Annotated in this window: 9 protein-coding genes and 1 pseudogene; 6 read left to right on the plus strand and 4 right to left on the minus strand. The window is 68.8% G+C overall.

The annotated features are described in order from the left end of the window. Positions 1-165 precede the first annotated feature (165 nt). Genes RIF23_RS10855 through narI form a run of 4 tightly spaced genes read left to right on the plus strand, consistent with a single transcriptional unit; the run spans position 166 to position 7,065 of the window. The gene (locus RIF23_RS10855) at positions 166-3,909 is read left to right on the plus strand and encodes a nitrate reductase subunit alpha (protein WP_310912351.1); all 3,744 of its coding nucleotides are present in this window, start codon (positions 166-168) and stop codon (positions 3,907-3,909) included. Beyond that, a complete protein-coding gene (narH, locus tag RIF23_RS10860) occupies positions 3,909-5,603 on the plus strand; it encodes a nitrate reductase subunit beta (RefSeq protein ID WP_310912352.1) in 1,695 nt (564 codons plus the stop codon). Before RIF23_RS10855 ends, narH begins: the two co-directional genes overlap by 1 nt. Next, the gene (gene narJ / locus RIF23_RS10865) at positions 5,600-6,331 is read left to right on the plus strand and encodes a nitrate reductase molybdenum cofactor assembly chaperone (RefSeq protein WP_310912353.1); all 732 of its coding nucleotides are present in this window, start codon (positions 5,600-5,602) and stop codon (positions 6,329-6,331) included. The genes narH and narJ overlap by 4 nt, the downstream gene beginning before the upstream one ends. 14 nt (positions 6,332-6,345) lie before the next feature. Continuing rightward, positions 6,346-7,065, plus strand: coding sequence for a respiratory nitrate reductase subunit gamma (narI, locus tag RIF23_RS10870; RefSeq protein WP_310912399.1), 720 nt, complete (start codon positions 6,346-6,348; stop codon positions 7,063-7,065). Positions 7,066-7,421: 356 nt separating this feature from the next. Here the strand turns inward: narI and RIF23_RS10875 are convergent, their stop codons facing one another. Next, complete coding sequence (locus RIF23_RS10875) at positions 7,422-7,565, minus strand: hypothetical protein (protein ID WP_310912354.1); 144 nt, start codon at positions 7,563-7,565, stop codon at positions 7,422-7,424. Between the two features lie 164 nt (positions 7,566-7,729). Between RIF23_RS10875 and RIF23_RS10880 the strand changes: the two genes are divergently transcribed. After that, positions 7,730-8,353: a hypothetical protein gene (locus RIF23_RS10880; RefSeq protein WP_310912355.1), complete on the plus strand. Its 624-nt coding sequence runs from the start codon at positions 7,730-7,732 to the stop codon at positions 8,351-8,353. Then, complete coding sequence (locus tag RIF23_RS10885) at positions 8,350-9,930, plus strand: aldehyde dehydrogenase family protein (RefSeq protein WP_310912356.1); 1,581 nt, start codon at positions 8,350-8,352, stop codon at positions 9,928-9,930. The genes RIF23_RS10880 and RIF23_RS10885 overlap by 4 nt, the downstream gene beginning before the upstream one ends. A 191-nt stretch (positions 9,931-10,121) precedes the next feature. On the opposite strand, the pseudogene RIF23_RS20810 reads toward RIF23_RS10885, so the two are convergent. The 3 genes and pseudogenes from RIF23_RS20810 to RIF23_RS10905 all read right to left on the minus strand — a co-directional run bounded on the left by RIF23_RS20810 (position 10,122) and on the right by RIF23_RS10905 (position 11,771). After that, positions 10,122-10,675 (minus strand): annotated as a pseudogene (locus RIF23_RS20810) (TetR family transcriptional regulator C-terminal domain-containing protein). Positions 10,676-10,684: 9 nt separating this feature from the next. Beyond that, positions 10,685-11,380 (minus strand): GAP family protein, encoded by a 696-nt coding sequence (locus tag RIF23_RS10900; protein WP_310912359.1) that lies wholly within the window; start codon positions 11,378-11,380, stop codon positions 10,685-10,687. 205 nt (positions 11,381-11,585) lie between these two features. Continuing rightward, positions 11,586-11,771, minus strand: coding sequence for a hypothetical protein (locus RIF23_RS10905; RefSeq protein WP_310912360.1), 186 nt, complete (start codon positions 11,769-11,771; stop codon positions 11,586-11,588). Positions 11,772-11,910 lie beyond the last annotated feature (139 nt).

Consider the following 11,910-nt stretch of genomic DNA (forward strand, 5'->3'; position numbering starts at 1 on the left):
CGACTCCCCGGGACGGTAGCCGTTCGCTCCGGAATCCGATCGGGACCTTCGGCATAAATTGTTGGGACTTCGGGGTATTCCTTCGATGGGATATCGGATGGTGAGCTGGAGCGACCGAGCACTCACAGTCTCACTTCCCTCGATTCGGGAAACGGGGAGTAACCCGTGCACAATGGCCAGCAAAAACCTGAAACGGAATTTGATCCGGCTGACCTGCTGCTTCGCACAGGAATTCACCTGACGAATGCGGACGTCACCGCCGACCATCGCGCCGTTTTCCGTGCGGGCGGGCGCGAGGGAGACGTTTTTTACCGAAACCGGTGGAATCATGACCGAGTCGTGCGCTCCACCCATGGCGTGAACTGCACCGGCTCGTGTTCCTGGAATGTGTACGTCAAAGACGGGATCATTACCTGGGAGACGCAGGCAACCGACTACCCCTCGGTGGGCCCGGACCGTCCCGAGTACGAACCGCGCGGATGTCCCCGGGGGGCGGCGTTCTCCTGGTACACCTACTCCCCGACCCGGGTGCGCTACCCCTATATCCGCGGGGTGCTGGCCGAGATGTACCGGGAGGCGCGGGCGCGACTCGGTGACCCGGTGGCGGCGTGGGCGGAGATCACCACTGATCCGGAGCGCCGGCGCCGCTACCAGCGCGCCCGCGGCAAGGGCGGGCTGGTGCGCACCACCTGGGAGGAGGCGCTGGAGATCGCGGCGGCCGCGCACGTGCACACAATCCGCGACCACGGGCCGGACCGCATCGCCGGGTTCTCCCCGATCCCGGCGATGTCGCAGGTGTCGCACGGTGCGGGCGCCCGGTTCGTCAATCTGCTGGGCGGCTCCATGCTGTCGTTCTACGACTGGTACGCCGACCTTCCCGTAGCCTCACCGCACATGTTCGGTGACCAGACCGACGTTCCCGAGTCGGGTGACTGGTGGGACGCGGCCTACCTGATGCTGTGGGGCTCCAACGTGCCCGTGACCCGCACCCCGGACGCGCACTGGATGGCCGAGGCCCGCTACCGGGGGCAGAAGGTGGTGGTGGTCGCCCCGGATTACAACGACGCCACCAAGTTCGCCGACGAGTGGCTCGCCCCGCACCCGGGCACGGACGGGGCGTTGGCCATGGCCATGGGACACGTGGTCCTGCGGGAACGCTTTGTGGAGCAGCCCACAGCGGCGTTCACCGACTACACGCGGCGCTACACCGACCTGCCGTTCCTGGTCACCCTGCGGGAACGGGACGGACGATACGTTCCGGGAAAGTTCCTCACTGCGGCCGATCTGGATCCCCAGGAGCAGGCCGCGGCGGGTGCGGAGAACGCGCAGTGGAAACCCGTGGTGCTGAACGCGACCACCGGCGCCGTCGTCGCCCCGAACGGAACCCTGGGGCACCGCTGGGGCGAGTCCGGGAAGGGCCGCTGGAACCTGCACCTGGGTGACTGTGTTCCCCAGCTGAGTCTGTATCCCGACCCGGGCGACGGGGCGGCCGGAACCCCCGCCGCAGCGGGCACCGAGTTCGTGTCCGTAGCACTTCCCCGGTTCGACGAGGCGGACGGGCGGGCCGGCGTCCTGCACCGGGGCGTACCTGCGCGACGGGTGCAGGGGCAGCTGGTGACCACGGTGCTGGATCTACTGCTCGCCCAGTACGGGGTGCAGCGGCCAGACCTGCCCGGCACCTGGCCCGAGGGCTACGACGACGCCAACGAACCCTACACCCCGGCGTGGCAGGAACGGCTGACCTCGGTTCCGGCCGAGCGGGCGGTACGCATCGCCCGGGAGTTCGCGGCGACCGCCGAGCGCAGCGGCGGTCGGTGCATGATCGTGCTGGGCGCGGGCACCAACCAGTGGTTCCACGGTGACGCAATGTACCGCGGTTTTCTCACACTGCTGCTGCTCACCGGCTGCCAGGGGGTCAACGGCGGCGGATGGGCGCACTACGTCGGTCAGGAGAAGTGCCGGACCCAGGCCGGCTGGGCCACCTACGCCTCGGCGATGGACTGGAGCCGACCGCCACGGTTCATGGCCGGGACCGCCTACTGGTACCTGCACACCGACCAGTGGCGCTACGACACCTACCGCGCGAACGCGCTCACCTCCGCGGTGGGCTCGGGGGAGCTGGACGGGCGCCATACCGCGGATCTGGTGGCGGCCTCGGCACGGATGGGATGGATGCCCTCGTATCCCACCTTCGACCGCAACCCGTTGGAGCTGGCACGCCAAGCCCAGGAGTCCGGGCAGGACCCGGGTAGCTACGTGGCCACGGAACTGGCGGCGGGCCGGCTGCGCTTCGCCGCCGAGGACCCGGACAACCCGGCGAATTGGCCCCGGGTGCTGACGGTGTGGCGCTCCAACCTGTTGGGGTCCTCGGCGAAGGGCAGCGAGTACTTCTCGAAGCACCTGCTGGGCACCGAGGCGGCCGTGCAGGGGGGCGAGGCGGGCGCGGAGCATCGTCCCGACGAGGTGACCTGGCGTGAACCCGCACCCGAGGGCAAGCTGGACCTGCTGCTGAGTCTGGATTTTCGGATGACCAGCACCACCCTGCTGTCGGATGTGGTGTTGCCTGCGGCGACCTGGTACGAGAAGTACGACCTGTCCACTACGGACATGCATCCTTTCGTGAACGCGTTCACCCCGGCGATCGACCCGCCATGGCAGGCCCGCAGCGACTTCACGGCCTTCCAGCAGCTCGCACGTCGGTTCAGTGAGCTTGCCGCGGTGCATCTCGGGAGACGCACCGACCTGGTGGCGGTGCCGCACGGGCACGACACCCCCAGTGAGCTGGCCCAGCCCGGCGGTCACGCTCCGGACTGGCAGGCCGACGGGGAGGTGCCTCAGCCGGGCCGCACCATGCCGGCGCTGGTGACGGTGGAACGCGACTACCCCGCGCTGGCCGAGCAACTGGGCGCTCTGGGGCCGCTCGCCGAGCAGCTCGGGCTGCCCGTCAAAGGTGTGTCCTTCACCCCGGACGCGGAGGTGGACTGGCTGCGCAGCCGGAACGGCACCGTGCGTGGTGGGGTGGCTGACGGGCGCCCCGCGCTGGACACCGACGTGAAGGTGTGCGAACTGATCCTGGCGCTGTCCGGAACCAGCAACGGGCGGCTGGCCGCGCAGGGCTTCCAGCGTCTCGCCGAACGTACCGGCACCGACATCTCCGTGCTGGGCGAGGGGGCGCACGAGCGGCGCGTGGTGTTCAGTGACCCGCAGTCCCGGCCCACCACGGTCGGGCCGAGTCCGGAATGGTCGGGGATCGAGGCTCCAGACCGCCGCTACGCACCGTTCACGATCAACCTGGAGCACGCCAAGCCCTGGCACACGCTCACCGGGCGGCAGCACGTCTACCTGGACCACGACTGGATGCACGAGTTCGGGGAAGCGTTGCCGATCTACCGACCGCCCTTGGACATTCACCGTCTGTTCGGGGAGCCACAGTTGGGGCCGGACGGGCAGCGTTCGGTGACGGTGCGCTACCTCACCCCGCACTCCAAATGGTCCATCCACTCCGAGTACCAGGACAATCTGCTGATGCTGTCCCTGTCCCGGGGCGGCCCCACCCTATGGATGAGCCCGGACGACGCGACGGCCATCGGCGCACGCGACAACGACTGGGTGGAGGCGGTCAACCGCAACGGGGTCCTGGCGGCCCGGCTGGTCGTCTCCCACCGCATGCCCACCGGGACGGTGTACGTGTACCACGCCCAGGACCGGGTGGTGGATACCCCGAAGACCGAGACCACCGGAAAGCGCGGCGGGATCCACAACGCGCTCACGCGCCTTCTGATCAAACCCACCCACCTGATCGGGGGCTATGCCCAGTTCAGCTACGCGTTCAACTACATCGGCCCCACCGGCAACCAGCGCGACGAGATCACCGTGGTCCGCAAACGCAGCAGCGAGGTGAACTACTAATGGCCCAGCAGCCCGTCGGTCGCGTCATGGCCCAGGTGGCCATGGTGATGAACCTGGACAAGTGCATCGGCTGCCACACCTGCTCGGTGACCTGCAAGCAGGCCTGGACCAACCGTCCCGGAGTCGAATACGCGTGGTTCAACAACGTGGAGACCCGCCCCGGTCAGGGCTATCCGCGTCGGTACCAGGACCAGGACCGTTGGCAGGGCGGCTGGGTGCGCACCGCCCGTGGCCGCCTCAAACCCCGGTCCGGGGGGCGGCTGCGCCGACTCGCCTCCATCTTCGCGAACCCCACCATGCCGTCGATCCAGGACTACTACGAGCCCTGGACCTACGACTACGACCACCTGACCTCGGCACCGCTGGGCGACGACATGCCCACAGCACGGCCGTACTCGGTGCTCACCGGGCAACCCACCGCGATCACGGGCAGCGCCAACTGGGACGACAACCTGGCCGGCGGCCCGGAGCTCGCGAGCCAGGACCCGATCGTGCAGCGGCTCGGGGACCAGGTGAAGCTCGAATTCGAGCAGACCTTCATGTTCTATTTGCCGCGGATCTGCGAGCACTGCCTGAACCCGTCCTGTGTGGCCAGCTGCCCCAGCGGGGCGCTGTACAAGCGATCCGAGGACGGGATCGTGCTGGTGGACCAGGACAAGTGCCGCGGCTGGCGAATGTGTGTCACCAGCTGCCCGTACAAGAAGATTTACTTCAACCACAAGACCGGTAAGGCCGAGAAGTGCACGCTGTGCTATCCACGCATCGAGATCGGCATGCCCACGATCTGTTCGGAGACCTGCGTGGGCCGGCTGCGCTACCTCGGGGTGATTCTGTATGACGCCGAACGCGTCGGGGCGGCCGCGTCCGTCGCCGACGAGACGGAGCTCTACCCCGCACAGCTGGACGTGTTTCTCGACCCGGAGGACCCGGAGGTGCAGCGGGCCGCGCACCGGGACGGCATCCCGGAGCGCTGGATCGACGCGGCACGGCGCTCCCCGATCTACACCCTGACCAAGCGGCACCGGCTGGCGCTGCCGCTACACCCGGAGTACCGCACCCTGCCGATGGTGTGGTACATCCCGCCCCTGTCGCCGGTCGTGGACACGCTCACCTCCACCGGGCACGACGGGGAGGACGCGCACAACCTGTTCGGGGCGATCGAATCGCTGCGGATCCCGATCGAGTACCTGGCCGAGCTGTTCACCGCCGGGGACACCGCGCCCGTGGACGCCACGCTGCGTCGACTCGCGGCGATGCGATCCTATATGCGGCGCATCAACCTGGGTGCGGAGCCCGACGAGTCGATCGCGACCGCGGTGGGGATGACCGGCAGCGACATCGAGGAGATTTATCGACTTCTCGCTCTCGCCAAGTACGACGAACGCTACGTGATCCCCACGGCCTACGGTGTGGACGACGCCGAGCGAGCGGTCATCGAGGAGATCGGGTGCAGTCTGGACGTTACGGGCGGGCCCGGTATGGGCGGGGCCGGGGGCGCGCCACTCGGGGAAGCCTCCGGGCAGCCCCCGCCGGCGAGTGTGGAAACCTTCCACGCGCTCCAGCAGCGCCAGACCAGCGACGAACACGAACTGAGCGGCCGGGTGAACCTGCTCAACTGGGATGGGAACGGCCGCCCGGACGGGCTGTTTCCGCCACGGCCGGACGGCAACGACGGACCGGGGGAGCAGCGGTGAACCCGATCCGGAACCTGTGGACCCCGAAACGCGGTCCCGACGCTCCCACGCCCAACGAGCAGGGCACGGACACCAACACCGCGGTCACGTGGCAGGCCGCCGCACAGCTGCTGTGCTACCCGGACGAACGGCTGTACGCGCGGCTGGACACGGTCGCGGCGGCGGTGCACGCACTTCCGGCCGGAACCGTGCGCGCGGGCCTGGCCGGCACCGTGGACTACCTGCGTCGCGCCGAGGTTCTGGAGGCCCAGGCGCACTACGTGGACACCTTCGACCTGCGTCGCCGCCGCGCGCTGCATCTCACCTACTACACCGACGGGGACACCCGCCGCCGGGGACATGCCCTGGCCCGGATCCAGGAGTGCTACACGGCCGCCGGGTGGCGAGTGGCCTCCGGGGAGCTGCCCGACCATCTCGGGGTGCTGCTGGAGTTCAGCGCCCGCGGGGACGCACGCCGAGGCCAGGAACTCTTGGTGGAGTTCCGGCCCGGGCTAGAGCTGTTGCACACCGAACTCCAGCAGTACGGCACTCCCTACGCGGGGGTGCTGGCCGTGGTGCTGGCCACTCTTCCATCGGCGAGCCAGCGGCAGCGGGAGGACGCGCGGCGCATCGCCGAGGAGGGACCGCCGGTCGAGGATGTGGGGCTGGAGCCCTACGGCGGACCGGTCGCACTGGGAATGCCCACAGTGGGTGTTCCCGACGACAGCGCGGGAGGTGAGCAGAGGTGACCGTGCTGGACTGGATGCTGTGGGGCGCGCTGCCCTATGTGGTGCTGGCGCTGCTGATCGGTGGGACCGTGTGGCGGTATCACTACGATCGGTTCGGCTGGACCACCCGTTCCTCCCAGCTGTACGAGTCGCGGCTGCTGCGCATCGCGAGTCCCGTGTTCCACTACGGGCTGCTGCTGGTGATCGTCGGACACGTGGTCGGGCTGCTCATCCCCAAGGAGTGGACGGCGGCGCTGGGCATCACCTCCACCGCCTATCACGCCATGGCCCTGGTTCTGGGCACGATCGCCGGGGTGGCGACCCTGGGCGGGGTGGCGCTGCTGATCTACCGGCGGCGTGTCAACGGTCCGGTGTTCAGCGTGACCACCCGCAACGACAAACTCATGTACCTGGTGCTGGTGCTCGCGTTGGTGACCGGGCTGGCCACCACCCTGCTGGCTGCGGGCGCCGAGTTCACCGGCCGGGAGACTGTGGACTACCGCGAGACCGTCTCGCCGTGGTTCCGCAGCATCTTTTACCTGACCCCGGACGTCTCCGCGATGGCGGCCGCATCCCTCGGGTTCAAGATCCATGTGCTGGTGGGCCTGGCCCTGTTCGCGCTGGTGCCGTTCACCCGACTGGTGCACGCCTTCAGCGCCCCGGTGGGCTACCTGTTCCGGCCGTACATCGTCTACCGCAGCCGGGTGCACACCCCCGACCGGCGCACCCGCGCGACCGAGCGGGGGTGGGGGTAGCACCCGGTCTGCCCCCTCTGGGCGGAATTCGGGCGGCTCTGGCACCTCGGAGGCGCCGGGAATGCGCGGAAGTAGGACCAGGCTAGCCAGAACCACCAGGACGCTGCCCAGGGCAACGGCGAGGAAGGTGCTCCGCCAGCCGAGAGGGTCGCGTCGAGCAGGGCGCCGAGCGGCCCCCGAGAAACAGGGAGACGGTGAGCCCGGCGGCGACCCCGCCCCTGGCCTGCCCCACCCGTGCGGAGGGCGGCCGCGCGCCCGACCATCGCGAACGCCGCCGGGGTGATGGTCGCCGCGACCAGCGCGGTCACCACGCGCACAGCCATCAGCGCGGGGGAGCTGGGCATGAGCGCGGTGAGCTAGTTACGGGGCAGTCGGGCCGTGGCCACCGCCAGCGGGAGTGTGGCCGCGGCGTAGGTGTTGGAGAACATGCTCACCAGCAGTAGGTAGGCCAGCCAGCCGACACCGCGGGGTCGCTGGATTTGGGGCTCGGGTGTACTCATGCCGGGACCGTAGAACCCTGCCGCCTGTGTCACGGTCACGCCGACGCGAAATCCGCGGCAGGACCAAGCAGTGATCTGACCACATCAGCCCATCCGGTTTCCTCTTCACCACCCAGGGGATACACAGAGTACATTTACACTACTCTTTGTTACCGGAGGCGGTTATGTCGGTGACCCGACGGTGCATCCTCGCTGGCTCCCTAGTGCTCCCCGCAGCTGCGGCGGTCGGACTGACTTCGACCGCCGCGCGAGCGAACACCTCGCGAGCGCAGGTGGAGATCGGCTGGAACCGCAAGGTGCTCAGCGAGCAGACCAACTGCACCTTGCTCAATCACGACGTGGAACTCACCGCGGTCGAGCCGGCCGAGCTCACTACGGACACCCCACGCCCGGGGGTGCACTACCCGGTCGGCGAGGGAGACATCTCGCTGGACCTGCAATCCGGATCGGTCACCTTCGAGGGCGGATTCCGGCTCCAAACATCAGACACCGCCATCGAAGTCTTCGACTTCACCGCCGATCTCAGCAGCGGAACGGCCACGGCCGAGATCCGCACCGGTTCCGGTTCTTGCGAACGCGTCGAGGTCTTCGCCTTTGACATCACTGAGGCTGAGGTCGACCTTGTTCCTCCCGAAATCACGGTCGCGGAGCTGCCACTGTACGCCCGGCAGCCGTTCGTGGAGGCCGTGAATCAGACCTTCGGGGTCGCGCTCCTCGCCGAGGACTCGGTGTTCGCGCACGACGCCGCGGCAGCAAGCCAGCTCGACCTCGCAGACGGCCTACTGTGAGTACCGCGCTACCACCCAGCCAGGGCTTCCACTATCCGTGCTACGTCAACGCCGAACGTGTCTGGACCACTGAGCGCTGTTACGGTTTGCACATTCGCGCTGTCCTGAGTACCGATGCCTCACGCAGCTTGGCACACCACTTCACCACCGCAGCGGGCGACGAATGGGACGATCACCCACACGTCCTAGGTTCAATGTGTGGCAGCGATACGCAGGTGCGCAAGGCTGCCCTGGCAGCGGCCGCGGTCGCGCGTCGGCCATGGCGCGCCACGTCTGTGTCCACACGGTTGCAGCTCGCGGCAGCGGTCCGTATGCGCCTGGCCGTCCATCAAGACACACTTATTCGGTTGCTCATGGCGGAGGGCTGCCCACGGCCAATGGCCGAGTGGCAGCTCGGCGCCATGCTGAACGCGCTGGCCCCTGCGGCACTGCAGTGGTACGCCACGCAGCTACAGCAGATGCCGCAGAGCGGGCCGCAGCAGGTCGTGGTACGTCGCCGGCCGGACGGTTTGGTGTGCGTCGATCCACCACGGAATGGGCCGGCACTGTGCGGGCTGCTCGGCGCCATGGCATTGTTCGCCGGAAACACGGTGGTGGTCCGGGTCCCCCGGAGTATGCCCGTCGCCCTGGCCTATCTGCTCCATGAGGTACTCATCCCGGTGTTGGAAGCGGACCAGGTACCCGCAGGGGTACTGAACGTCGTATGCGCCGAGCACCGGAACTGCGTGCGCGAGTGGCTGGAGAGCCCGGAGGTCGCGGACATCTGCTACTTCGGGATCAGCCAGCGCGGCAGGAGCCTGGAACGTGAGTGTGTGACGCACGAGAAGAAGGCCGTCCTGGAACTGTCCGGTAACGACGGGGTGCTCGTGTGGCACGACGCCGACGTGTCGGGAGCAGCGGCCGCCCTCGCGGAGTGTTTCCATGGCTCCGGTCAGATGTGCCTGGCCCCCAACTGGGCGGTCGTCCACCCCGCGATCGCGGAGGAGCTGATCGAGCGGCTCTGCACGCTGGCCGCCAAACATCGGCCAGGCCTGCCCGAGGATCCCCACACAACGCTGAGCCCGTTGTTCAACCGCGGCGGATTCCGGCGAGCCGTGTCCGAATGTCAGGAGCACGGCGCACAAATCTGCTGCGGCGGCCGGATTGTCACCGCCGACGGCACCCCAGCCCATACCGGATTGTTTGCGGAGCCCACCGTCGTTCGTGTTGACGGACTACGCGCGGCTCGGCTCCTGAGCGTCGTTCAGGAGGAGACCTTTTTCCCCTTGCTCCCGGTGGTCGTTCCCGACGGGAGCGACGGCGAGGACACCGCCTTGCTGGACGCGATGGTCGATCTGGTCAACAGCAACACCTACGGGCTACGCAACTCGGTTTGGGCACGCGACCCGGACGTCCTCGAACACGTGGTGTCCCTCGTCGACAACGGTGGCGTACTCAAGGTCAACACCTCCCACATCGACTGCCCGCCCCACGTTCCCGTAGGCGGGGGCACGGGCGCCACCAGTGGAGCACTCGCCGGAGCGAACTACCCGCTACTCACCACGACGCACCTCCAAACCGTTGCCGGGGACTTCTGACCTCATCGAATCCGCTGCCGACGACCCAGCTCGTCCTCTCCCTGCGTTTTCCAGCCAACGCCGCGACGCCTACCTGGACCATGCGCGCTCCCCCGGACACGTTCCGTCATAGCCTCCCCGCCGCCTGCCGCTTACCCCCGGGCTGGTAGGACCCGCGAAGCGAGCGCGGCACGGCGGGCAGCCGGGCCAGGTCACGGTGCGGGCGCGGTCTCGTAAGCCGCGGGTTCCTCCAGGAGCAGGGAGTACGCGTCCGCGATGCGGGTCAGGGCCTCGACCTCGAAGGCGAGCTGCTCCGGATCCGTGGCCGGGGCGAGCTCTCCGATAACGACGGCCTCGGCTGCGGCCCCGGCCATGCGGGTCACCACGTGCGGGCGAAGGTGGCGAGGGCGTCGCGGACCGACCCGGGGCGGGCGTCGTACTCGGCGTTGGCGTTGATGAAGAAGCAGCCCTCGGGGAACACGCGGCGGCGAATCGTCCAGCCGGCCGACACGGCCGCAGCGTCACTCCCGAACGCGACCCCAACTCCCCCACGAAGCCCGTAACACCCGGGCCGTGGTCCGCGCGGGGGCACGCCCCCGAACCTGGCCCCTGGGCGGAATTCGGGCGGCTCTGCTGTCTCGGGGCCAACCCCCAGCGCACAGGGGCCACGAAAGGCTGATGGGGGGTGTAAAAGGCCGATGAGGGTGCTGAGGAGCAGGCACGCGGGTGGGAAGCCGGGCGGCTCGGGGTACGGGGCAGCGGGCACACCCGTGCTTCACCCCGTGAGATCCCCCAGCCCTTGGGCGAGGAACACCCCGCCGAAGACAAACAGCACCGTCATGGTCACCGAGTCGCCGTGGATGTCCAGCCAGGCCCGGGCACGGCGCAGCGCCTCATCTCCGGCCCCGCCACGCAGGGCAACGGCCACGATCGGTGCGAGCACCCCGATACTGCCCAGGACCGCGAACACGGCCGTGGCCCCCGCGGCCGCGGTGAGCCCGAGCCCGAATGAGCCGATGACCGCTCCGCCACCCACGATCATCGCGAGATTCTTCGGGTTGAGCAGCGCCAGCACCAGCGCCAGCCGCATCGCCCCCGGGACCGTCATCCCGTCCATCGCGGCCAGCCACCGGGGCGGTTCGGGCTCGGTATCCGCAGGACGCTGGAGTCCCCGACGCAGGATGCGCAGAGCCAGCACAATCAGCAGCAGCCCGAGCAGGGTCTGCACCCAGGCCACCCAGTCCACCTGCGTGCCCGCGGCCGGACCGGTGTCCCCGGTGCTGGCCGCGGCGCTGAGCAGCGCCACCAGCAGGCCCACCACGAGCACCGCCACGGCCCAGGCCACCGTGAAGGCGCCGGCCTTGACACGGCCGCCCGAAGCCATGAGCAGCACGATCGTCGCAATGATCCCGGTGGGTGCCGCCACCAGCCCCAGCACATACGGCAACAGCTGCGTCAGCGCGTCCAGCACGCGGTTCCCCCCGTCATCGCACCCTCTCGCCGTACCCGGCCCTGACTACTGTCGCGCACTGTCGCCCACTCCGCACCGCGACTCTCCGTGGCGATACTGGCCGGAGCCCTGGCTGCTGCGGGCCTGTTCAGGGACGTTACCTCCGGCGGGGATCACCAAACGGTGATCCCCGCCACGGGCAGCGTCCGGATCACCACCGCAGGGGTCACCGCCGGCGAAACACCGGGTAGGCCACCTCCATCGAGACGGCCCAGTCGATCAACTCCCAGCCCACGGACTCGGTCGCCTCGATCAGATCCCCCCACTCGGTGGGGCTCGCGGTGAAGCGGGGAGTAAACACCGCGGCTCCCCCCTCCACGGCCTCCGTGGCCTCCTCGCGCGCCTTACTCACTCGTTTCTCCCGACCGGAATCACCAAACATGCCGCCACGGGTACCAGTCGGCGACGCCCGCGAGAACCCCTCCACCCCGCCGGGTTGGCGAAATCCTGACGCGGTCCGGCCCTTCGGGTGACGCGCCTACGGCCGGGAG

The sequence above is a fragment of the Lipingzhangella rawalii genome (assembly GCF_031628175.1).
In the GTDB taxonomy this organism is placed as follows: Bacteria; Actinomycetota; Actinomycetes; order Streptosporangiales; family Streptosporangiaceae; genus Lipingzhangella_A; species Lipingzhangella_A rawalii.